The organism is Pseudomonas citri, assembly GCF_025336485.1.
GTDB lineage: Bacteria > Pseudomonadota > Gammaproteobacteria > Pseudomonadales > Pseudomonadaceae > Aquipseudomonas > Aquipseudomonas citri.
Map to the genome: position 1 here is coordinate 271,074 of NZ_JAODAB010000003.1, position 23,539 is coordinate 294,612.

The 23,539-nt window shown below is 63.1% G+C and carries 20 protein-coding genes; 13 read left to right on the top strand and 7 right to left on the bottom strand.

Features of this window, described 5'->3' with window-relative positions:
- The first annotated feature begins 136 nt into the window (after positions 1-136).
- Positions 137-670 (top strand): PQQ-dependent catabolism-associated CXXCW motif protein, encoded by a 534-nt coding sequence (locus tag N4Q37_RS05280; protein ID WP_260955841.1) that lies wholly within the window; start codon positions 137-139, stop codon positions 668-670.
- A 59-nt stretch (positions 671-729) separates the two neighbouring features.
- Positions 730-1,395 (top strand): response regulator transcription factor, encoded by a 666-nt coding sequence (locus N4Q37_RS05285; RefSeq protein WP_260955842.1) that lies wholly within the window; start codon positions 730-732, stop codon positions 1,393-1,395.
- 129 nt (positions 1,396-1,524) lie between these two features.
- Here the strand turns inward: N4Q37_RS05285 and nahK are convergent, their stop codons facing one another.
- From nahK to N4Q37_RS05310, 5 genes are all read right to left on the bottom strand, one after another.
- Positions 1,525-4,164, bottom strand: coding sequence for a hybrid sensor histidine kinase/response regulator NahK/ErcS' (nahK, locus tag N4Q37_RS05290; RefSeq protein ID WP_260955843.1), 2,640 nt, complete (start codon positions 4,162-4,164; stop codon positions 1,525-1,527).
- Complete coding sequence (nosP, locus tag N4Q37_RS05295; protein ID WP_260955844.1) at positions 4,094-5,257, bottom strand: nitric oxide-sensing protein NosP; 1,164 nt, start codon at positions 5,255-5,257, stop codon at positions 4,094-4,096. The genes nahK and nosP overlap by 71 nt, the downstream gene beginning before the upstream one ends.
- A 241-nt stretch (positions 5,258-5,498) precedes the next feature.
- Entirely contained in the window at positions 5,499-6,683 is a 1,185-nt protein-coding gene (locus N4Q37_RS05300; RefSeq protein ID WP_260955845.1) for a porin, read from the bottom strand.
- Positions 6,684-6,976: 293 nt separating this feature from the next.
- Entirely contained in the window at positions 6,977-8,251 is a 1,275-nt protein-coding gene (locus N4Q37_RS05305; RefSeq protein WP_260955846.1) for a glucarate dehydratase family protein, read from the bottom strand.
- Positions 8,248-9,579, bottom strand: a complete 1,332-nt coding sequence (locus N4Q37_RS05310) for an MFS transporter (RefSeq protein ID WP_260955919.1) — start codon at positions 9,577-9,579, stop codon at positions 8,248-8,250. Before N4Q37_RS05310 ends, N4Q37_RS05305 begins: the two co-directional genes overlap by 4 nt.
- A gap of 197 nt (positions 9,580-9,776) precedes the next feature.
- Between N4Q37_RS05310 and N4Q37_RS05315 the strand changes: the two genes are divergently transcribed.
- Both N4Q37_RS05315 and N4Q37_RS05320 read left to right on the top strand, forming a co-directional pair.
- Positions 9,777-10,670: a LysR substrate-binding domain-containing protein gene (locus tag N4Q37_RS05315; RefSeq protein WP_260955847.1), complete on the top strand. Its 894-nt coding sequence runs from the start codon at positions 9,777-9,779 to the stop codon at positions 10,668-10,670.
- Positions 10,671-10,840: 170 nt separating this feature from the next.
- The gene (locus tag N4Q37_RS05320; protein WP_260955848.1) at positions 10,841-11,275 is read left to right on the top strand and encodes a nuclear transport factor 2 family protein; all 435 of its coding nucleotides are present in this window, start codon (positions 10,841-10,843) and stop codon (positions 11,273-11,275) included.
- Between the two features lie 115 nt (positions 11,276-11,390).
- On the opposite strand, the gene N4Q37_RS05325 is transcribed toward N4Q37_RS05320, so the two are convergent.
- On the bottom strand, positions 11,391-13,520 hold the full coding sequence (locus tag N4Q37_RS05325; protein ID WP_260955849.1) for a TonB-dependent siderophore receptor: 2,130 nt from the start codon (positions 13,518-13,520) through the stop codon (positions 11,391-11,393).
- A 259-nt stretch (positions 13,521-13,779) separates the two neighbouring features.
- Positions 13,780-15,171: an aminotransferase-like domain-containing protein gene (locus N4Q37_RS05330; RefSeq protein ID WP_260955850.1), complete on the bottom strand. Its 1,392-nt coding sequence runs from the start codon at positions 15,169-15,171 to the stop codon at positions 13,780-13,782.
- Between the two features lie 143 nt (positions 15,172-15,314).
- Between N4Q37_RS05330 and N4Q37_RS05335 the strand changes: the two genes are divergently transcribed.
- The 9 genes from N4Q37_RS05335 to N4Q37_RS05375 all read left to right on the top strand — a co-directional run bounded on the left by N4Q37_RS05335 (position 15,315) and on the right by N4Q37_RS05375 (position 23,538).
- A complete protein-coding gene (locus tag N4Q37_RS05335; RefSeq protein WP_260955851.1) occupies positions 15,315-16,481 on the top strand; it encodes an MFS transporter in 1,167 nt (388 codons plus the stop codon).
- Positions 16,482-16,555: 74 nt separating this feature from the next.
- The gene (locus tag N4Q37_RS05340; RefSeq protein ID WP_260955852.1) at positions 16,556-17,227 is read left to right on the top strand and encodes a GntR family transcriptional regulator; all 672 of its coding nucleotides are present in this window, start codon (positions 16,556-16,558) and stop codon (positions 17,225-17,227) included.
- Positions 17,228-17,338: 111 nt separating this feature from the next.
- Complete coding sequence (locus N4Q37_RS05345) at positions 17,339-18,271, top strand: 4-hydroxyproline epimerase (protein WP_260955853.1); 933 nt, start codon at positions 17,339-17,341, stop codon at positions 18,269-18,271.
- Complete coding sequence (locus N4Q37_RS05350; RefSeq protein WP_260955854.1) at positions 18,268-19,383, top strand: NAD(P)/FAD-dependent oxidoreductase; 1,116 nt, start codon at positions 18,268-18,270, stop codon at positions 19,381-19,383. Before N4Q37_RS05345 ends, N4Q37_RS05350 begins: the two co-directional genes overlap by 4 nt.
- A gap of 70 nt (positions 19,384-19,453) precedes the next feature.
- The gene (locus tag N4Q37_RS05355) at positions 19,454-19,690 is read left to right on the top strand and encodes a (2Fe-2S)-binding protein (protein ID WP_260955855.1); all 237 of its coding nucleotides are present in this window, start codon (positions 19,454-19,456) and stop codon (positions 19,688-19,690) included.
- A complete protein-coding gene (locus tag N4Q37_RS05360) occupies positions 19,687-20,943 on the top strand; it encodes an NAD(P)/FAD-dependent oxidoreductase (protein ID WP_260955856.1) in 1,257 nt (418 codons plus the stop codon). The genes N4Q37_RS05355 and N4Q37_RS05360 overlap by 4 nt, the downstream gene beginning before the upstream one ends.
- A gap of 91 nt (positions 20,944-21,034) precedes the next feature.
- Positions 21,035-21,784: an AraC family transcriptional regulator gene (locus tag N4Q37_RS05365; RefSeq protein ID WP_260955857.1), complete on the top strand. Its 750-nt coding sequence runs from the start codon at positions 21,035-21,037 to the stop codon at positions 21,782-21,784.
- 222 nt (positions 21,785-22,006) lie between these two features.
- Positions 22,007-22,825, top strand: coding sequence for an ABC transporter substrate-binding protein (locus tag N4Q37_RS05370; protein ID WP_260955858.1), 819 nt, complete (start codon positions 22,007-22,009; stop codon positions 22,823-22,825).
- 47 nt (positions 22,826-22,872) lie between these two features.
- The gene (locus tag N4Q37_RS05375) at positions 22,873-23,538 is read left to right on the top strand and encodes an amino acid ABC transporter permease (protein WP_260955859.1); all 666 of its coding nucleotides are present in this window, start codon (positions 22,873-22,875) and stop codon (positions 23,536-23,538) included.
- Position 23,539: the final 1 nt, after the last annotated feature.

Sequence of the window (23,539 nt, forward strand, 5' to 3'; positions counted from 1 at the left end):
CTTGCTCCCACAGGGTTTCGAACAGATCCGAAAGTTTGGAAATTACTACTTTAGTACCGGTTTTCCTGTCTATGGTCGCATTCACAAGGCTTCGACCCTGACATGTAATGGGGGCATAACAAAAAGGATAAATCCTATGCCCCGTTTACTGGCGATCGTCCTGCTGGGCCTGGCGCTGAATGTCGCGCAGGCCGACACTGCGCTGTTCTCCGCGCAGGGCTATCGCATCACCCAATACCGCAGCCCGACGCCCGCCACGGTGGACGGTGCGCAAACCCTCGACACCGAGGCCTTGCAGCGCCTGCTCGAGCAAACACCTTCGCCGATCCTCATCGATGTCTACCGCCGCCCCTGGCTGCAGGGACGCTTCATCGACAACGAACCCCATGCCAACCTCCCCGGCAGCCTGTGGCTGGCCAACACCGGCGACGGTGAGCTGGACTCGACCTGGCAGAACTACTTCACTGACCACTTGCGCCGGGCCACCGCCGGGCAAACGGAGCGACCGCTGGTCTTTTACTGCCGCTCCGATTGCTGGTTGAGCTGGAACGCGGTAAAACGCGCCGCTGCCATGGGCTATAAGCATTTGTATTGGTATCGCGATGGCCTCGACGCCTGGGAAGCAGCCAACCTGCCCCTGCAAGCGGCCCGCCCCGAACCCTTTCCCTGATGCGGTAAGAAGTGCGTGCAACTGCCCCGCTCCACACGACAATAACGAGGTGAATGGCCATGTATAAAATTTTGATAGCCGACGATCACCCACTGTTTCGCGAAGCCATCCACAACGTCATCAGCGACGGCTTTCCCGGCAGCGAGGTCATGGAAACTGCCGACCTGGACAGTGCCTTGGCATTGACCAGTGAGCACGACGACCTGGACCTGATCCTGCTGGACCTGAACATGCCCGGCATGCATGGCCTCAATGGCCTGATCAACCTGCGCAACGAGGCACCGACGATCCCCGTGGTGATCGTTTCCGCCGAGCAGGACAAGCAGGTGGTATTGCAGGCGATCACCTACGGTGCGGTCGGGTTCATCACCAAATCCTCGCCGCGTTCACAGATGACCGAGGCCATCGAACAGATCCTCAATGGCAACGTGTACCTGCCGCCGGACATCATCCGCACGCAAAAGAACCCGGTGGGGCGGCGCATGAGTGAGACCCCGGCCTTCCCTCCCGAACTGCTCCAGGCCCTGACCCGCAAGCAATTGCTGGTACTCGAGCGCATGACCAAGGGCGAATCGAACAAGCAGATCGCCTACACGCTGGACATCGCCGAAACCACGGTCAAGGCCCACGTCTCGGCGATCCTGCGCAAACTCAACGTGCACAACCGGGTGCAGGCGATTCTCAGTGCCGGGGATATCGATTTCGGGGCTTATTTGCGGCGTTGAGTCCCAATCTGTGCGCGTTTTTGTGGGAGCAAGGCTTGCCCGCGATGAGGCCAGAAGTTCCGGAACCCCATTGCCTGTATCGCGAGCAAGCTTTGCTCCCACAACTTCCTCGCCACAACAGTGTGCAGTTCAATGGCAGGGCTGGCCCAGCAGATGACTCATCGCAATCTTCAGCTTCATCGGCCGCACCGGTTTGTGCATCAAGGTGTGGCCGCGTTCGCGGATCTGCTGCTTGAGTTCGTTGCTGTAGTTGGCGGTGATCATCATCGCCGGGATCGGTGAGGCGCGACGGGCGTTGATCCGGGCCACGGCGTCCACGCCATTCTGCTCGTTATCGAGGTGGTAATCGGCAATCAGCAGGTCCGCTTCGGCGTGGTAGTTGTCCACCTGGCGCGCCAGGTCCTGCTCTGACAACGCGGTCACCACGCAACAGCCCCAGCCTTCGAGCAAGGTCCGCATGCCGGCACAAATCGCCGCGTCGTTATCCAGCACCCAGACCCGCGCGCCGCGCAGTCGCTCCAGCATCGGTTCGCTCATGTCCAGGCACGGCAACGGCTTTGGCGCGGTGGCGCTGAGGGGGACTTCGATGGCGAACATCGAGCCCTTGCCCGGCCAGGAGCGCACCTGGATGCGATGCCCGAGGATCCCGGCGATTTTCTCGACGATCGCCAGCCCCAGGCCCAACCCGCGGTCCTGGTTCGGGCGCTGCACGTCGCCTCGCTTGAACTCCTGGAAGATTTCCTCGAGACGATCCTCGGCAATACCGATGCCGCTGTCCCAGACCTGCACCGACACGCTCTGGCGGTGCCGCCGACAGCCCAGCACCACCCGCCCGCTGGGGGTGTAGCGAATCGCGTTGGTGAGCAGGTTGCGCAGGATCCGCGCCAGCAGCTGCATGTCGCTGCGCACCAGCACCGAACAGCCGACAAAGTGCAGCGCCAGCCCTTCACTGCGGGCCACTTGGGCGTATTCGGTCGCCAGGTTGCCGAGCAACTCGCTGAGGGCGAACGGTGCAACATCGGCCTTGATCACCCCGGCATCGAGCTTGGAAATATCCACCAGGGTACCCAGCAGGTTCTCGACGTCCTGCAGCGAATTGCTGACGTTGCGCACCAGTTGCGCATTGGCGACCGGTTCGCGACGCTCGAGCAAGGCACTGGTGAACAGTCGGGCCGCGTTGAGCGGTTGCAGCAAATCATGACTGACCGCCGCCAGGAACTTGGTCTTCGACAGGTTGGCCTGCTCGGCTTCGCGCTTGGCCTCGCGCAGGCGCAGTTCCACCCGGCTGCGCTCGTCGATCTCGCGCAGCAACTGCTCGTTGAGAGTGGTCAATTCGGCGGTGCGCTCCTGGACCCGCTGCTCCAGGTTCTGGTAAGCCTGGTGCAGCGCCTCGGCAGTGCGGCGGCGCTCGGTGATGTCGCGGATCAGCACAAAGATCCCCACCACCTCGCCATTGGCCAGCCGGTTCGGCACATAGGAACGCAACATGTAGCGCTCCTGGTTGTTGATGTTGGTTTCGGCGAACTCGAATGTCACGCTCTCCCCGGCCAAGGCCCGCGCCACATAGGCTTCCAGGCGCTGGTAATGCTGCTCGCTGTGGGCTTCGCGCAGGCTCTGGCCGAGCATCACGCCGCGGGGCCAGCAGTACCATTGCTCGTAGACCTTGTTGGTGAACTCATAGACCAGGTCGGCGTTGAGGTAGGCGATCAGCGCTGGTACATGGTCGGTGATCAGGCGAATCCAGCGTTCGCTCTCGCTCAACGCCTCGGCATGCTGGTAGCGCTCGGTAATGTCGGTGAAGGTGTTGACGTAGCCACCGGTGGGCAGCGGATGAGTGCGGATCTCCAGCACCCGGCCATCCGACAGGCGCTGCTCGCATTCGTGGATCAAGCGACCGTTGCGGTCACGACTGGCCGGGGTCAGCAATTGCAGCTCGCTGTCGGCGATCACTTCGTTGAACGGTCGATGGGCCGCCACCGGTGCCAGGCCGCTGAGTTCCAGGAACCGCCGGTTCCACAATTCCAGGACGCCCTGGGCGTTGACCATCGCCACGCCCTGGGACAGGTTGTCCACCGCCCGCTGCAGCAGGTGCGACTTTTGCGCGATGGCCTGCTCGCGGCGCACGGTTTCACTGAGCTTGACGTCGGTAATGTCGGTGAACAGGATCACCCGCCCGCCGTCCTGGGTCGGTCGCTCGCTGACTTGCAACCAGCGGCCATTCTGCAGCCGATACAGCACCGGTTCATCGGGTTGCCCACGGGTTTCCTCGCTGAACAAGCCGTTGGCGGTCATCAGGTGCTTGACCTGGGAAAGCCGCATGCCGGCAATGATGCGCACCCGGCTGTGGGCCCAGAAGGCCTTGAAGCGGCTGTTGAACAGCACGATGCGTTGCTGGGCGTCGAACAGCACGAAGGCATCGGAAATGCTCTCGATGGCATCGATCAGGTGCTGGTGGGCCGTTTCCGCCCGCAGCCGCGCTTCGCCCAACAAATGATTGCCAGCCTTGAGCTCGGCCATGGCCTGGTTCAAGGCATCGGTGCGCTCGCGCACTTGTTCGGCCAGCACCACCGAGTGCTGGAACGCCGCGTACGGGTCGTTGCCCCGGGTCACGCCCGATTCCACCCGTTCGATCAGCGCCTCGTTGATGCGCCGCAACTTACGGTTTTCGTGTTCCAGGCTGGCGACTTGCGCCTGCCACTCAGCGAGGGTCGGGGACGCGATGTCGGGCAATGGCAACTCCGGTGAAGGTCTGGTTGATGTGCATGCCATTGAACTGTTCTCCATAGGTGTTGAACCCCATCACCCGTTGCTCGCGCAGGAACTGGCCGATCTGCTCCAGGCCCCCGCAGCCTTCCAGCTCCAGGCGCCGCAGGAAGCAGTCGCAGCCGATGGTCAGCAGCAAGTCGCCGAGGCGTGCCTGCAAGCCGTCGAACAGCGCTTGCAGGTTGTGCAGCAAGGGGCCGGGCGTCATGGCCGTGAGGACGATGCCGTTCTCCACCGCGCAGTAGAAACTCAGGCTCAGGTCCGGGTGCACCTGCTGGATGGCCCGCACGTAGTACTGGTCGTTGATGCGCACCGCCAGCGGATGGGCGGCGAAAACCCGGTAGTCGAGCGCGCTCACCGGCACGCCGATGTGCCGGGCGTATTCCTCGGCGGCGGGTTCGGCGTTGAGTTCATAGACCCGTCGCGAAGCACTGTCGGCGCCGGTCACCACCAGTTTTTCCTCGCGCGGCAAGATGTGATGGGTGGTGAACACTTCGAACTCGAGCCAGGTGTTGATCAGCAGCACCACCGCAGCGCCGCTGTGGAACTGGCCTTCAAAGTACACATGGGTGTGGGTCAGGTAGTTGTCGTCACCGGCCGAACCACCGAAATGCGGGATGTCTCCCAGCGCGGCGCTCAGGGCCGCCAGCACCATTTCCTCGCGGCTGGACAAGCCATCAAGCAGGGTCAACGCAAAGCTGTGGCCCTTGATCGGCGCCAGGGCATTGCTGCGGCAACCGCTCGCCAGGCGCTCGACCATTTGCTGGGCATCGATGAGACTGAAGTGCTCCATTTCGCCAATCAGCTCGGCGGCAATGGAAAAGTGCCGGTGGTCGAACCCCACCGCCGTCACGCAGTTACGGCCATAGCCTTCGGGGGTGATCTCCCCGGCACTGGTACAACCCACCAGGCGGATCCCGCCGAAGCTCTGAGACAGCGCCTGGCCGAGGGCCGGCAAGTTGTATTCAGCGGAACAGAAAAACAGCACGAAGCCCAGGTACGGGTGCAACAACTGTCGCGCCAACTCCTGGGCCACTTGCTGGACGTCGCTGGCCTGGGACATGGCGTTCACCACACCTTCGCTCTGGGCCTGCTGCATGTTCGCCTCCGGCGGGTGCGTGATAGGAGCCTTGAGTGTACGAAGTGGCGCCGGACCGACGAATGCTACTTGGGTAGCGGGTGGGCGCTTCCATGGGAGGAGAACAGTGGCGGCCCAGGCCGCGATGCGCACGGCTGGGCCACCACAAAACTCGGCACTTTGCTTGGAATACTCTTGTGGCGAGGGAGCTTGCTCCCGCTCGACTGGACTGTGGAAGCAAAGCTTGCTCCCACATGCTTCCTTACCAGGTCAAGACTGCCCCCACCGCAAAGGTATCGGTGTCTTCATTCTGGGCGCTGGTGTCGTGGCCGTTGATTTCGAACTGGTTGTACTCGGCCACCAGCTTGAGGTTGTCGTTGACGTCATGGAACAGCGCGATGCCGCGGGTTTCATAGTCGGCACCGCTGCCGACCACGCCGTTGCCGTCATCGTCGGTCTTGCCGTAGGACAGCGCCAGGCGGTTCTTGCCCAACTTGTAGGAACCTTGCAGCAGGTAGCCCTTGCTGTCGACATTGCGCAGCGTGGCCTCGCCGGCGTTGTTGGTGAAGAACGGATTGATGCCCTTGGCCTGGAAACCGGAGCCAGTGAGAGAGAAACCGCCCATCTTGGCTTGCACGCCATACCCCAGGCCTTTGGAAGTCACCGACTCGACGGAGGAATCGGTATTTTCCGAGGTCTGGTAGCTGCCGTTGAGCCAGCTGTAGATCTTCGCCCCGCCCAGGTCGAACTGATAGGTGATCTCGCTCTCGGTGCGCGGGTTTTCCTGGTAGGCCTTGCCGGTGGCGCTGTTGTCGTTGGTGTCCACCGGATCCATGATCCCCACCGCCACCCGCAGCCCGTCCATGACCGGGGTGCGATAGGTGATCTGCGAAGTCGGGAACGGGTACGGATAGCCGCTGCCGATATTGCCGAACGAGACGCCACCGCCGTCCACCAGCCCGAGGGTGTCACTGACCTGGCCATAACCGGCCAGCAGTTCGTCGAGCAGGATATTGGAACGGGCGAACAGCCCGAAGTCCTTGCCGATCAGCACCTCGCCCCACTCCGGATTGGCAACGGTGCCGTAGAACTGCCGCACATCGATGGCGGTATCGGTGCCGTTGGTCTCGCTGTCGTTGATGGTCACCCAGAACGAGGCCCGGCCGCCGAGCTTGAGGTCATCGACCTGCTTGCCCATGTTGAAACCCAGGTAGTTGGGCAAGAAGCCCATTTTCACCCGCGCCTGCCGACGGTCGAACTGCTCACCCGCGCGGTCGACGTCGCTGTTGACGTAGAAGGCGTTGATGTAGCCGTCGGTGGAAAAGGTCGTCTGGTCCTTGTCGTACAGCATGATTTCGGCGTGGGCCAACGGCGTCAGGCCAAGGGTCGAAAGGCCGGCGATGACCGCCGGCAAAAAACGTTGGCGGGTATTTTTATTGTTGTGCATGGCGCGCTCCGCAACAGGGGACGGGATGTCGGAGGCGATTATCAAAAGGCTCCAGGCCACGTCATACGCTGCCTTGGAGGCAATTGGCGGGTGCTTTGGCAGCCCCGGCCCGGCGCGGCAGTTTGGGTGTAAGACTGCGATGCCGATGGGCGCGAGACTTTGGGGCTGGGCCGAAGGGGGGCTGGGGGATAGGGTTGGTACTGAGCATCACCGACTTGTGGCGAGGGGGTTTATCCCTGGGAACAAGACCTATGGGAGCAAGACCTGTGGGAGCAAGGCCCCCTCGCCTGCGCTCAATACCTCGGCTTGACGGTCTTCCATTCCGGCCGATAACGCTGCATCTGCCGCACGTCATCGCGCTGGCGAATGCCGCAGCGCAGGAACTGCTCATGGAGCATGCCCAGTTGATCGCGGTCCAGCTCCAACCCAAGGCCCGGCGCGCGGGTGATCTTCACGCAGCCGTCGACGATCGGCAGCTTGCCGCCTTTGATCACCTCTTCATCCGGTTCCTGCCAGGGGTAATGGGTGTCGCAGGCGTAATCCAGGTTCGGCACCGCGGCGGCCACATGGGCCATCGCCATGAGGCTGATGCCCAAGTGCGAGTTCGAATGCATCGACACCCCCAGGCCAAAGGTGTCGCACATCTTCGCCAGCGCCTGGGTGTCGCGCAGGCCGCCCCAGTAATGGTGGTCGGCCAACACAATCTGCACGCTGTCGAGCGCGACGCTACGACGAAACTCGTCGAAATCAGTGACCACCATGTTGGTCGCCAGCGCCAGCCCCGTGCGTTTGTGCAACTCGGCCATCCCCTCCAACCCCGGGGTCGGGTCTTCGTAGTACTGCAAATCATCCCCCAGCAGTTCCGCCATGCGGATGGAGGTTTCCAGGGACCAGTTGGCATTCGGGTCGATACGCAACGGATAACCGGGAAAGGCTCGTTTCAACGCCTTGATGCACGCCACTTCGTGTTCCGGCTCCAGCGCCCCGGCCTTGAGCTTGAGGCTCTTGAAACCGTAGTCCTGGATCATGCGCCGGGCCTGGGCGACGATCTGCTCCTCGCTCAGCGCTTCGCCCCAACGGTCCGGCGGATACGGCGAATCGATGTGCTCGGCGTACTTGAAGAACAGGTAGGCACTGAACGGCACCTGATCGCGAATCGCGCCGCCCAGCAGGTCCACCAGCGGTACGTTCAGGTAGCGCGCCTGCAAGTCCAGGCACGCCACTTCGAACGCCGAGTAGGCATTGCTCACCGCCTTGCTCGCATGGGAGCCCGGCGCCAGTTCCGCACTGGCCACACCGGTCGGTTTGCGGGCGGCGACAGTGGCCTCAACGATGGCCCGCAACTGGTTGAGGTTGAACGGGTCCAGGCCGATCAATTGGCTTTGCAATTGCTGCTGGATCGCCAGGGCCGGCGCATCGCCGTAGCTTTCGCCCAGGCCTATGTAACCGTTATCGCTCTCGATCTCGATGATCGAACGCAGCGCGAACGGCTCATGAATGCCGCTGGCGTTGAGCAACGGTGGATCGCGAAAGGCAATGGGGGTGACGGTGACGCGTTTGATCTTCATACAGCGGCTCCCGATGGGCCAGGGTTCAAGGCTTTGGATGTTTGCGGCGCGGCTTCTTCGCTCACGGTTTCAGGTCGACCGGAGAGTGAACTGGGCGTATCGCGCCGTGGCGTGTTTCGTGGTGTGCTTCGCGGTGTAGCGCGGGCAAAAAAGATCACCACGGCCGCGACAAGCGAGGTGATGGCCAGCCCATACAGGCCGCCTTCGATGGAGCCAGTGGTCTGCTCCAGGAAACCGAAGGCCGTGGGCGCGACGAAGCCGCCGAGGTTGCCGATGGAGTTGATCAGGGCGATCACCGCCGCCGCGATGCGCGCGTCCAGATAGCCCTGGGGAATCGGCCAGAACAGCGCCGACGCGGCCTTGAAACCGATCGCCGCAAAACAGATCGCCACGAAGGCGAAGACCGGTCCGCCGGTGGTGGAAATGAACATGCCGAACGCGGCGATCACCAACGTCACCGCCACCCAGGCCTGCTGGAATTTCCAGCGCCCGGCCAGCGCGGCGAAACCGTACATCGCGACAATGGAAATGATCCACGGGATGGAGTTGAGCAAGCCGACCTGGAAATCCCCCAGCCCGCCCATTTTCTTGATCATGCTCGGCAGCCAGAACGTCGCGCCGTAGATGGTCAGGGCGATGGAAAAATAGATGAAGCAGAACAGTGCGATCTGCCGGTCGGCCAGCAGCTTGAACACCGACGGCTTGATCACCTGGGCCGCTTCCCTGGCCCGTTGTTCTTCGGCAATGGCGGCGATCAGCACGGTTTTTTCTTCGGCGCTCAGCCATTTGGCCTGGCTCGGATGCGATTGCAGCCAGAACCAGACAAAACCGCACAACACAATGGACGCGAAGCCTTCGATCAGGAACATCCATTGCCAACCGTGCAGGCCCATCCCGCTGACATGCAACAGCGCGCCCGACACCGGCCCGGAAATCACCGAAGCGATGGCCGAGCCGCTGAGGAAGATCGCCATCGCCTTGCCGCGCTCGTTGGCCGGCAGCCATTGGGTGAAGTAGTAGATGACGCCGGGAAAGAACCCGGCCTCCGCCGCGCCAAGGATGAAGCGCAACACGTAGAAACTGGTTTCGCCGCGCACGAAGGCCATGGCCATCGCCGCCGCGCCCCAGGTGAACATGATGCGTGTCAGCCAGGCCCGGGCGCCGTAGCGTTGCAGGAGCATGTTGGACGGCACTTCGAACAACGCGTAGCCAATGAAAAACAGCCCCGCACCGAGCCCATAGGCGGCAGCGCCGATGCCCAGGTCGGTTTCCAGGTGGCTGCGCACGAAGCCGATGTTGACCCGGTCGATGTAGTTGACGATGAACATCACCACCACCAGGGGCAGGACATGACGTTTGACCTTGGCCGCCGCGAGCGCCAGGGTACGGTCATGGGTGGAGTCCGATAGCTTGTTCAAGGGAGCCTCCCGATCATTGTTTTTGTGGGGAACGGGACGATCATGGACGCGGACAATTGTTCCCGTCTAATCTAACTTGGCACTTGATTGATACCTGGATTGAATCAATGTTTGAACTGGCCCAGTTGCGCTGTTTCACCACCGTGGCGACCGAACTCAACTTTCGGCGCGCCGCCGAACGCCTGAACATGACCCAGCCGCCCCTGAGCCGGCAGATCCAGTTGCTGGAGCATCACCTCGGTGTCGAACTGTTCACCCGCAGCACCCGCAGCGTGGCGCTCACCGCCGCCGGCCGGGCGTTTTTCATCGAAGCACAGAACCTGCTCGAGCAGGCGCAACAAGCCGCCATCGCGGCCCGGCGTTTCGCCCAGGGTGATATCGGCTCGGTCACCATCAGCTTCGTCGGCAGCGCGGTGTATGAGTTCTTGCCCAAGGTCATCGCCGAGGCGCGGCTGAAACAGCCCCAGGTGAAAATCGTCCTGGCGGAAATGAACACCTACCAACAGCACGAAGCCCTGCGCGCCCGGCGCATCGACCTCGGAATCGTCCGCTCACCCTTGCTGGAAACCGGCTACGCCACCGAATGCCTGGTGCGCGAGCCGTTCGTGCTGGCGGTGCCGGCCGGCCACCCATTGGCGAGCGCCGAGTCAGTCTGTGTCCAGGACCTGGACCAGCAGCCGTTCCTGATGTATTCCCATGCCGCCTACCCGCCCTTCAACGAACTGCTCACCGGCATGCTCCGCTCGGCCCGGGTCGCGCCGCAATTCGTGCAATGGCTGGGTTCATCCCTGACGATCCTGGCCCTGGTGAACGCCGGCATGGGCCTGGCGCTGGTGCCGCGCTGTGCCACCAGCGTGGTGTTCAAGCAGGTGGTGTTTCGCGAAATCGACCTGGGCGAAGGGGTGCAGAGCGAATTGCACCTGGTGTGGCGCGAGGACAATGACAATCCGGCGTTCAGCATGTTGTTGGAGGGGATTCGCGGCGCGGTTCGGGAGGGATGAAACTTGTGGCGAGGGAGCAAGCCCCCTCGCCACATTATCAGGAGCCCTTGGGCCCAGCGCCTGGCCGGTTTGCCTACCGCCTATTCCAGTCCTGCCTGACAAGTTGTACGATGACCGACGAGAGCAACATCGCTCGCGTTCCTGATACCTACAACAACAAGGAAATCCCCATGAAAAGAACCACATTGGCTATCGGCTTCCTGTGCCTGTTCGGCGGCTACGCAGCCACCGCCGCGGCTTCGGCCGAGCAAGACGTGGCCCAGGCCGTCGACCACCTGACCCAGGCCATGCTGCACAAGGACATCCCCCAACTTCAGGCCTTGGCCGCAGAGAACCTCACCTACGGTCACTCCAGCGGCAACATCCAGGACAAGAAAGCCTTCATCACCGACATCGAAACCGGCAAGAGCGCGTTCAAGACCCTGGAAATGAAGAATCAGAAAATCACCCTGTCAGGCGACACCGCCCTGGTACGCAACCATTTCTCGGCCCAGGCAATCAAGGGCACCGACATCGTGCCGACTGAAATCGAAAACTTCCAGATCTGGCAGAAGCAGAAGAATGGCAAGTGGCTGCTGATCGGACGGCAGGCGTTCAAGTTCTAATCGCCCCGCCCTGTGGGAGCGAGTCTGAACTCGCGATCGCGTCATTCCAGTCGGTTCAGTATTTGACTGACATACCGCTATCGTGAGGCTCGCTCCCACAGGGATTGCACTTGCTTTAGAGGGTGTAGGAAATGCCCGCCTGCACCGTTCGCGGTGCGCCCGGGTAGGCATAGACGTTGCCGAAGGCGCCTTCCTCGTAATCGGCGTCGAAGAGGTTCTTCAGGTCCAAATTGAGACGAATCCGTTCGTTGACCTTGTAGTAGCCGAGCAGGTCGACGACGGTGTAGCTGTCCATCGAGAACGCATTCGCCGCGGTCTGGCCGGCCCGCTCATCCACGTATTTGACCCCTGCTCCCAGGCCCAGTCCCTTGAGGCCCCCGTTCTGGAACTCATAGACATTCAACAGGCTGAAGGTGTTCTTCGGCACGTTGAGCAAACGGGTGCCGCTGGGGATGCGAGTATCCTTGGTCACCTCGGCATCGACATAAGCGTAGCCGCCGATCATGCGCCACTCCGGCGTCAGGTTGCCCGCCACGTTCAGGTCGAATCCACGGCTGCGCACTTCCCCCGCGGCGACACTGAACGTGGAATCCACTGGGTCAGTGGTGAGGACGTTACGCTTTTCGATCTGATACACCGCCGCGTCGACGCTCAATTGGCGATCCAGCGCTTCCCATTTCACGCCCATCTCATAGGACTTGCCCTCTTCCGGCTTGAATCCGCCGCCCTGACGGCTGGCACCAGTGTTGGGCTTGAAAGACCGGGCGGTGTTGGCGTAGACGGCCACCGTGTCGGTCAGGTCGTAAATCATCCCCACCCGCGGGGTGACCGCGCTGTCGTTCTTGTCCCAGTTCCTGCCATTGGGCACGAAGGTCTCGTATTCATGCTCAAAGCGCTCGAAGCGCGCGCCTGCCAACAGCTTCAGGCGCTCGGTGAGTGCCACCTGATCCTGGACGAACACACCGAACGTCTTGAGGTTTTCCTGATCGTCAGTAGGGGTACGCGTCAGCGCCGGGCGCGGCTGGCCATACACCGGATCGAAGATATCGATCGGGTAAGCACCGACGGCGCCGGAGGAACGCTGGATGATGGACTGGTAGTCGTAATCTTCATACTCGATGCCGGTCAGCAACGTGTGTTCGAAGCCACCGGTGGAGAAATGCCCGGTGAGGTTGAGCTGGGTGTCCCGATCGGTCCATTCCAGCTTGCGATAATTGAAGTTACGCCCCAGCGTGCGTCCGTCGGCGGCGATGCCGTTGCCTTCCACCGCGTTGCCCTGCAAGGTGCCGTCGAGCCACTGGGTGCCGCCGGCCAGGGTCCAGTCGTCATTGAGCATGTGCTCGAAGCGCACCTGCAGCATGTTGTTGTCGTTGTGCAGCTTGCCGGCGTCTTTTTCGCCAAAAAAGGTATCGCGGGACGCGGTGCCGCGCTGGCCGGCGTAGTGGGTCAGGCCACGGTCCAACGGCGCATTGTTGCGCATGAAATCGCCTTCGAAGATCAGGCGCGTGGTGTCATTGACCTGCCAGGTCACCACGGGCGCGACGCCGTAGCGCTCGGTTTCGACGTGATCGCGGAAGGTGTCGCCGCCCTCACCGATCACGTTCAGGCGATAGGCCAGGCGTCCTTCGCCGTCCAACGGCCCGGAGGCGTCCAACGTGCCGCGACGCAGTCCCTGGTCGCTGACCTGGCTGCCCAGAGTCACCGTGCGCTCGGCCAACGGTTGCTTGGACACCACGTTGAAGGTACCGCCCGGATCGCCACGGCCGTACAACATGGCGGCCGGGCCGCGCAGCACTTCCAGGCGCTCGACGGTGTTGGCGTCCGGCGCGTTCGGGTAGCCACGGTTGATCGGGAAACCGTTGCGGTAGAACTCGCCGGTGGTGAAACCGCGCACCGTGAAGGTGGTCAGGCCCTGGCCACCAAAATTATTGCCCCGCCCCACGCCGCCGGCGTAATCGAGGGCATCTTGCAACCGGGTGGCGCTGAGGTCTTCAACGACATCGCGCGATACCACGGAGATCGACTGCGGGGTTTCATGGATGGCGGTGTCGGTACGCGTCGCACTGGCGGAACGGGTGGCGTGGTAGCCCTTCACGGGGCCCTGGGCTGTTTCGTAGTCAGTGGTACCGACGATGTCCGTGGCTTGCAATTCCAGGGGCGCCGGGTCAGTGGCGATGGGCTGGGCTGCCCAGGAGGGAACGGAATAAGCCTGGAGCACACACAGTGAAACGAGAATCCGACGCATCGATGCACAATCCTAACGAAAGAACACCGGCCACTTTCGCGACCGACAAGAATGTGTCGCGAAAGATACAGCAACTCATTGCTATTTGATATGAATTCCTATTAACACTGTTTGTCTTTTTCAGCACACCGCTATCGCGAGCAAGCTTTGCTCCTACAGGGGATCTTCAGCAAACACAGAACTCATATGCATTCACAATCCCTGTGGGAGCAAAGCTTGCTCGCGATGAGGCCAGCCGAAGCGACACCATTCCCGCGCGTCACTGAAGCATCACAGCCGACTCCTGTTCAATCCGCTGGAAAAACGTCTGCGCACGAATGTCCTGGGTATAGGCCACATTCAGCCGCAGCCAATCGCACGCCTTCCCGTCCGGCAGGAACGTCGCGCCCGACGACAATTGCACGTTCAGCTCCCGGGCGATCTGCTGCACGCGTGACTCTTCCAGCCGTCGGGCCCTGGCCCAAACGAACAGCCCGCCCGTGGGCTCGGCAAAAACTTCCCAGTACGCCGGATCGAGCTGGCGCAGCGTACTCGCCATCTGCTTGTTCAGGCGCTGGCGCAAGCGCTGGACCAATTTGCGATAGGCCCCATTGGCCAGCAGCGTCGCCACGACATTTTCGGCCAGCAGCGAACAGCCGATGCCGGTGACCATCTTGATCTCAGCCAGACGGTTGATGATCGCCGGTTGCGCGACCACATAACCGACCCGCAGCGAACTGGACAAGGTCTTGGAAAAACTCGCGAGGTAGATCACCCGATCCAGGGCGTCGAGTGTCGCCAGCCGTGACGTCGGACCATTCTGGAAATCGGCGTAGATATCGTCTTCGATGAGGCGAAAGTCATGCCGCGTCGCCAGTTGCAGCAAGCGATAGGCGACGCTGGGCGCCAGGCTGGTGCCGGTGGGGTTCTGGTACATGCTGTTGATGAAGAAGTACGAGGGCTGGTGCTCGGCCAGGAGCCGCTCCAGGCTGGCAATGTCCGGCCCATTGGCGGTCCTGGGCACCGCCAGCGTCCTGACCCCGTGCAGCTTCAGCAGGTTGAACAGGTTGTAGTAGCCAGGGCTTTCCACCAGCACCAGATCCCCGGGCTTGAGCAGCGTGCGCACCAGTAGGTCGAGGCCATGGCTGGCGCCCTGGGTCGTGATGATCTGGCCTGGATCGACATGGATGTCCATCAGGCCCAGGCGTTTCTGAATGTGCAGGCGCAGTTGGGCAGAGCCCAATGGCGTGCTGTAGTTGAACAATGCCTGGCTGTCACTGCGCACCACCTGACGAATCGCCTGGGCCAGGTCGGTGTCGTCGCGCCACGTGTCCGGCAGCCAGCCGCAGCCGAGCTTGAGCTGCGCCGAGGCCGGCTCGAACAACTGCCATTTCTGTTGATCCGCTTCGGTTTCGGGGGCGCTGGGCCGCGGTACTTGCTGCGCGACGAAGAACCCCGCGCCATGCCTGGACTCCAGGACGCCGCTGGCCACCAATTGATCATAAGCCTTGATCACGCTCGACAGGCTCAGGCCATTGTCCCGGGCCAGGTGCCGAATGGAGGGCATGCGGGCGCCGGGGCGGATGCCATGGGCGGTGATCCAGGCCCTGACCCCGGTTACCAGTTGGCGGATCACGGGGTCAGCCGCGTTGCGATCGATCTTCAGGTCCACGACAGGCACGCTCGTTCAAGTGTTCGCGAATTTTCAGCGAACAGTTAAACATAAAAGGTCCCGGTCTATTCCTTGTTCAGGTCATGCCCGCACGTGATAGTCCACGGACTTCACAATCAGGCACCGCGCCGTAAGGAACGCTTTTGAACACTCAGCACCGACACTCCTGGGGACTGGCCTTCGGCCTGTGCCTGATCACCCTCGCGGTCAACCTGCAGGCACCGCTCTACACCACCTATGCGCAACTGTCCGGCTATGGCGCTGGCGCCACGGCCGTGGCGTTTTCCGGCTACGTGCTGGGTGTGTTGCCCGTACTACTGGCCCTCGGTGGCCTGGCCGACCGGGTCGGACGCAAGCCGTTGATCCTGGTGGCGCTGGGCCTGTCGATGCTGGCGACCGTGGTCACGTTGCTCTGGCCGGGCCTGCCGGCGCTGGGCGTAGCGCGCCTGATGATGGGCGTAGGCACGGGGTTGGCCTCGGCGACCTCGACAGCCTACATGGCCGAACTGATGACCACCGACGATGCCCGCGCATCGTCCAACCGAGTCACCGCCAGCACGTCCCTGGGTTTTGGCCTGGGTGCAGCGTTGACCAGTCTTTTCCTGTTCGCCCACCCTAGCGTCACGCCCGGCAGCTTCTGGTTGCAACTGGCCTTGGCCACCCTGGCGATCGTCGTGGTATGGCGGCTGCCTGACCCTGCCGTGAAACTGCGCAGCGCACCACTGCTACGCCTGCCGTTGTTTCCCGCCGGCAGCCTGCCCTACAGTTTTTCCATGCTGTTGGCGTGGGCGACGTCGGGCCTGGTCATCGCGATCCTGCCCTCCGTGCTCACCCTCCATGACTTGCAGCGCTGGTCCGGCCTGTCGACCTTTACCGTGATCAGTTGCGGCTTGCTCTTCCAGCCGTGGGTGCGTCGCATGCATCCGGCCAGGGCCTCCCGCCTGGGATTGTTGATCCTGCCGTTGAGCTACGCCTTGTTGGCCTGGGGTGCGAGCACTGGCTCGCTGTTAGCGGTGCTGCTGGGCGCGCTGGGGGCCAGCAGTGCGTGTTATGGCTTTCTCTACCTCGGCGGGTTGTCGGCCATTACCGCGATGGCCGGCGCGGAAAAGGCCCGGGTCAGCGCCGGGTTCTTTCTGTTCGCGTATATCGGTTTCAGCATTCCAGTGGTGGTAACCGGCCTACTGGCCGATGCTTTCGGCGCTGACGTGGCGCTGATCGTGTTCGGCCTGGCCCTGCTGGCGGGCGCGGCGGTCACCGGATGGCTCATTGTCCGGACAGAGACTTATGTGACCCGCCTGTCCCATAGCTGAACGCCCCCTGTCCCAAGGACCATCCCAGCAAAGTCGTATACCATATCCCTACCTCAGCCGAACGACCCGCCGCCGTGACCTTATCCAAGTTCAATCTGCCAGACCTGGGCAATACCCCTTCCACCTCGGAGATCATCACCCGGCATCTGCGCGAAGCCATCGTCGCCGGGCATTTTGCCGAAGATGAGCCCATTCGCCAGGACGACATCGCCCGTCAGTTCAACGTCAGCAAGATCCCCGTACGCGAAGCCCTCAAGCGGCTGGAGGCCGAGGGCCTGGTGATGTTCCAGCGCAATCGCGGGGCGATGGTCACGCGCATTTCCGAGGCGGAATTGGCGCAGATGTTCGAAGTGCGAATGCTGCTGGAAGACAAGGTGCTGCGCCTGGCGATTCCCAACATGACCGAAGAGACGTTCGCCCGCGCCGAAGGCATCTGCCGCGAATTCATCGGCGAGGACGACGTGGGTCGCTGGGCCGAACTGAACTGGCAATTGCATGCCTGCCTCTATGAACCGGCGCAACGGCCATTCATGGTGGGGTTGATTCGCTCGGTCCACGACAAACTGGAGCGCTACCTACGCATGCAGATGAGCCTGTCGGCAGGCAAGGACCGCGCCGATCACGAACATCGGGAAATCATCAAGGCCTGCCGCGCCGGCGATGTCGAGCGGGCCGTGAAGCTGCTGGACGAGCACATCGCCGGGGTTTGCGAGACCTTGTTCAAGTTCCTGCCTTCCAGCCACTGACGCCCCGTCACTGTGCCGATTTCGTCATGGACGACGAATAAATCCATCAAGCCATCCCCCCACCACGCGGGCCACCCTTGCGGTCACTCATCCGAACGCACAGGGGCGCCCATGAAACGCATCAGCGTGATCGATTCCCACACCGGCGGCGAACCGACCCGTCTGGTCATCGACGGTTTTCCCGACCTGGGCCGGGGGAGCATGGCCGAACGCAAGCAACGCCTGGCCACGGAACACGATGCCTGGCGCACAGCCAGTGTGCTGGAACCACGCGGCAGCGACGTGCTGGTGGGAGCGCTGCTGTGTGAACCGGTGGACCCCAGCGCCTGTGCCGGCGTGATCTTCTTCAACAACAGCGGCTACCTGGGCATGTGCGGCCACGGCACCATCGGCCTGGTGACATCGTTGGCCCATTTGGGCCGGATCGGCCCCGGCGTGCACAACATCGAGACGCCGGTCGGCACCGTGCAGACAACCTTGCACGAAGACCGCTCGGTCAGCGTGCGCAACGTGCCGGCCTACCGTTATCGCAAGGCGCTGGCCCTGGACGTGCCGGGTATCGGTCCGGTGGTGGGCGACGTGGCCTGGGGCGGTAACTGGTTTTTCCTGATGGCCGGCCATGGCCAACGGGTCGCGGGCGACAACCTCGACGCCCTGACCGCCTACACCTACGCCGTGCAACAGGCCTTGGAGCAGCAGGGTTTTCGCGGCGAAGACGGCGGCCTGATCGACCACATCGAACTGTTCGCCGACGACCCGCACGCCGACAGCCGCAACTTCGTGCTCTGCCCTGGCAAGGCCTATGACCGCTCCCCTTGCGGCACCGGCACCAGCGCCAAACTGGCGTGCCTGGCCGCCGATGGGAAGCTGCAACCCGGACAGATCTGGCGCCAGGCCAGTGTCATTGGCAGCCAGTTCGAAGGTGCCTACGAGCCGGCGGGCGAACGGATCGTGCCGACCATTCGCGGTCGCGCCTACATCAGCGCCGAAAGCACGTTGCTCATCGAACAGGACGACCCATTCGCCTGGGGCATTCGCCCGTGAGCGAGGGCTCTGTAGCCGACGTGATCATCATCGGCGCCGGCATCATCGGCGCGGCATGTGCCCAAGCCCTGGCCTTGCGCGGCCTGCAAGTGTTGGTGCTGGATGCCGGCTGGCATGGCGCCACGGCGGCCGGCATGGGCCACCTGCTGGTACTGGACGACAACCCGGCGGAACTGGCCCTCAGCCAACACGCCCTGCGCCGTTGGCGCGCGCTGGCCCCCGCCCTGCCCGACGGCTGTGCCTGGCGTAACAACGGCACGTTGTGGCTGGCGGCCAATGCCGAGGAAATGGCCGTGGCCTACGACAAATACCTCAACCTGCTGGCCCATGGCGAAGCCTGCGAGCTGATCGGCCAAGCCGCGCTGCAACAGCGCGAACCGCAATTGCGCGACGGCCTGGAGGGCGGGCTGCTGATCAAGGGTGACGGCATTCTCTACGCCCCGGCGGCGGCCCGCTGGATGCTCGATCACGGCAAGATTCGCCGGCAACGCGCCCAGGTCATTGAAGTCGACGGCCCGCGCGTACGTCTTGACGACGGCCGATGGTTGAGCGCCGAAGCGGTGATCCTCGCCAACGGGATCCAAGCCACCGAGCTGTGCCCGGAACTGCCGATCGAACCGAAGAAGGGTCACCTGCTGATCACCGACCGCTACCCCGCCACCGTCACCCATACGCTGGTGGAACTGGGCTACGTCACCAGCGCCCATAACGCCAGCGGCCCCTCGGTGGCGTGCAACATCCAGCCACGGCCGACCGGGCAATTGTTCATCGGTGCCTCACGGCAGTTCGGCACCGTCGACCCGCAAGTCGAAGGTTGGATGCTGGCGAAGATGCTCAAGCGTGCCGTCGATTACCTGCCGGGATTGGCCCAGCTCAACGGCATCAGGGCCTGGACCGGTTTTCGTGCCGCGAGCCCCGACGGTTTGCCGCTGGTGGGCCAACACCCGCAACGCAAGGGCCTGTGGCTGGCGGTGGGTCACGAAGGCCTGGGCGTCACCACGGCACCCGCCACCGCCGACCTGCTGGTCGCGCAACTGTTCAACGAAACCTCGCCCCTTGCGACGCAAGCTTACCTGCCACAGCGTTTTCTGGGAGAACCCGCCCATGCCTGAAACCCCGCTCCCCCTCGCCACAGAATGAGTGCTTCCCATGAGATCCGCTTAACCGACGAGTATCGAACCCATGCCTGACTTATTCCTGGACGGCCACCCACTTTCGGTCGCCAACGGCACCAGCGTCGCAGCGGCCCTGGCGCTGGGCGCGGACGGCTGCAGCCGCACCTCGGTCAGCGGCCAGCGCCGCGCGCCGTTGTGCGGCATGGGCGTCTGCCAGGAATGCCGGGTGTTGATCGACGGCCAGCGCCGCCTGGCCTGCCAGACGCTGTGCCGCGACGGCATGCAGGTGCAGACCCGACCATGAACGAAACCACCGACCTGCTGATCATCGGCGCCGGCCCCGCCGGCATGGCCGCCGCCCTCGCCGCAGCGAGCAGTGGCGCGCGCATCGTGATGCTGGACGACAACCCACTGCCGGGCGGGCAGATCTGGCGCGACGGGCCCCAGGTCCAATTGCCCGCCGGGGCACGTCGTCTGCGCGAACAATTGCAGGCTTGCGCCAATGTGCGGTGCCACAGCGGTACGCGGGTGATCGCCTGCGCCGCAGAGCAAACCCTGCTGGTGGAGGATGCCGAGCACAGCTGGCAGATCACCTACAAACGCCTGATCCTGTGCACCGGTGCCCGGGAACTGCTGCTGCCGTTTCCCGGCTGGACCCTCCCCGGCGTCACCGGTGCCGGTGGCTTGCAGGCGCTGGTCAAGGGCGGCCTGCCGGTGCGCGGCGAACGGCTGGTGGTCGCCGGCAGCGGCCCCTTGTTGCTCGCCAGCGCCGCCACCGCCAAACAGCACGGGGCACAGGTGGTGCGTATCGCCGAACAGGCCAGTCGCCGCGCCGTCGCCGGTTTCGCCATGCAACTGCCACGCTGGCCGGGCAAGCTGTGGCAATCGCTGCGTCTGTTCGACCGCCACTACCGCACCGATACCCACGTGCTGGAAGCCCTGGGAAACGGGCGGCTCGAAGGCGTGCGCCTGCGGCAACACGGTCAAATCCTTGAACTGGCCTGCGACCGACTGGCCTGTGGCTTCGGCCTCATCCCCAATACCCAACTGGGTCAAGCCCTGGGCTGCGGCCTGGACAACCAGGCCATCGCCGTCGATGCCTGGCAAGCCACCACCCGCCGTGACCACTACGCGGCGGGTGAATGCACCGGTTTTGGCGGCAGTGAACTGGCACTGGTCGAAGGGGCCATCGCCGGTCACGCCGCCGTCGACGATAACGCTGCTGCCCAAAAGCTGTGGCCGCGTCGCGCCCGCTGGCAGGGCTTCGCCCAGGCACTGCACCACGCCTTCGCCCTCGACGCGCGCCTCAAGACCCTCGCCCACGCCGATACCCTGGTCTGCCGCTGCGAAGACGTGCCCTACGGCCAACTGATCGGTCAGGAAAACTGGCGCGAAGCGAAACTGGCCAGCCGTTGCGGCATGGGCGCCTGCCAGGGCCGGGTCTGCGGCGCCGCCCTGGAACACCTGCTCGGCTGGACACCACCCGCACCTCGCCCACCCTTCAGCCCGGCGCGGATCGAGACCCTGCTGAACCTGGAACAAACCCCGCCGACCTGAGCATGCCCCACAATGCCTGCTCGCGATGGCGGCGTGACAGGCGCACGGCTTTCGACTGACACTGCACACATCCCCAAAGACGACGCCGGCCATGTACTCCTCGCTCACCGCCCTCGCCCCTTGCGATCTCGACACCCTGCTCGCCAGCCTGCAACCCATCGCCCCGCTGCTGGATACCCTGGCGGACGTGGTGTTCTTCATCAAGGATCCCCAGGCCCGCTACGCCTTCGTCAACCAAACGCTGGCCCGGCGTTGTGGCTTCAAACACAGCAGCGACTTGCTCGGTCTCACCGCCGAGCAAGTGTTCCCCGAGCGGTTTGGCCCGGTGTACACCGAGCAGGACCGCAAGGTGCTGGCCAGCGGCCGGGAGCTGGCCGATCAGCTCGAATTGCATTTGTATTACGGCAACCAGCCAGTGTGGTGCCTGACCCACAAACTCGCCCTGCGTGACACCCACGGGCGGATCGTCGGCCTGGCCGGCATTTCCCGCGACCTCCAGTTGCCGCAATCGAGCCACCCGGCGTTCCAGAAACTGGCGGCCGTGGACGCCCATATCAAAAACCACTTCGCCCAGCCCATCAGCCTGGCCGAACTGACGGCCATCGCCGGCTTGTCGGTGGCGCAACTGGAGCGGCACTGCAAGCGCATTTTCCAGCTCACGCCGCGGCAGATGATTCACAAGGCGCGCCTGGAAGAAGCTTCGCGACTGTTACTGGACCACGACCTGCCCATCACCGAAGTCGCCCTGCGCTGCGGTTACACCGACCACAGTGCCTTCAGTCGTCAGTTCCGCGCCCTGACCAGCCTTTCGCCCAGCCAGTTTCGCGAAAACCAGCGCTGAGGTGTGTTCCCCCGTGGGGCGACGGTGCTCCAATCTGTAACACCCTCCGTTCACCCAAACCGAAACGCCAAAACCCCAGTTTGCCAAATTGTTTTTAAAAATCAGTTCGTTACCCGCCATTCCGGCATAACGCCAAAATCGGCATGCTGATTGCTTATCTAATATCGTATACGAAATCCTCAATACGATATCTCACCGCATTTATTCGACAGCGAGGCATTTATGAAAAACCCAGCACTGGCCGTAGCCCTCGGCGTTGTCCTCACGCCCCTCTTCATCACCCCGGCCCAGGCCGACAAGCTCGACGACATCATCGGCTCGGGCAAGCTGCGTTGCGCCGTGACCCTGGACTTTCCGCCCATGGGTTTTCGCGACGAAAGCAATAAGCCGGCGGGCTTTGACGTGGACTACTGCCATGACCTTGCCAAGGTCCTCGGCGTGGAGGCCGAAGTGGTGGAAACACCGTTCCCGGACCGGATCCCGGCGCTCATTTCCGGGCGCGCCGACGTGATCGTCGCCTCCACCTCCGACACGCTCGAGCGCGCCAAGACCGTCGGCTTGACCGTGCCCTACTTCGCCTTCCAGATGGTAGTGCTGACCCGCGACAACACCGGTATCAACAGTTTCACCGACCTCAAGGGCAAGGCCTTGGGCAACACCAGCGGCACCTACGAAGCCATCGCCCTGGAGAAAGACCAGAAGAGCTGGGGCAGCGGCAGCTTCCGCGCTTATCAATCGCAGAACGACACGTTGCTGGCCGTCGCCCAGGGGCACATCGATGCCACCGTGGTGACCAACACCGTGGCCGCGGCGACGATCAAGTCCGGCAAGTACAAGAACCTGAAGATTGCCGGGGACGCGCCCTACGTCATCGACTATGTGTCCCTCGGCGCCAAGCGCACCGAATACGGCCTGCTCAACTACCTCAACCTCTTCGTCAACCAGCAGGTGCGCAACGGCCGCTACAAAGAGCTGTTCGTCAAATGGGTCGGCACCGAGATCCCACCCGCCAACCTGACCGTGCCCCAGGTCTATTACTGAGGGGCTCGGCATGCCAAGCACACCTGTCCACATAGGGAACTGCGTCCATGTTTGACTACAGTTTCCAATGGCGCCCGGCCTTTCGCGCCCTGCCCGACATGCTCGCCGGGGCCTGGATCACCTTCGAGACGGCGGCGCTGTCGATGATCTTCGGCGTGCTGATCGCCCTGGTGCTGACGGTGATGCGCCGGGCCCGTCATCCACTGCTGCGGGGCGTGGGCGACGGCTGGGTCTCCATCGCCCGCAACACGCCCTCGCTGTTCCAGATCTACATCCTTTACTTCGGCCTCGGCTCCCTCGGGTTGCACATCAGTTCCTGGCTGGCGCTGCTGGCCGGGATCACCTTCAACAACGCCGGCTACCTGGCGGAAAACTTTCGCGGCGGCCTCAAGGCCGTGCCCGGCACGCAGATGCGCGCGGCCCGCTCGCTGGGCATGAGTGCCTTCCAGGCCTATCGGATGATCATCGTCCCGCAACTGTTGCGCATCGTCTTCTACCCGCTGACCAACCAGATGGTCTGGGCGGTGCTGATGACCTCCCTGGGCGTGGTGGTCGGGTTGAACAACGACCTCACCGGCGTCACCCAGGAATACAACGTCAAGACCTTCCGCACCTTCGAATACTTCGCCCTCGCGGCGGTGCTCTATTACCTCATCGCCAAATCGATCGTCGGGCTGGCCCGGCTGTTGTCCTGGCGGCTGTTTCGTTACTGAG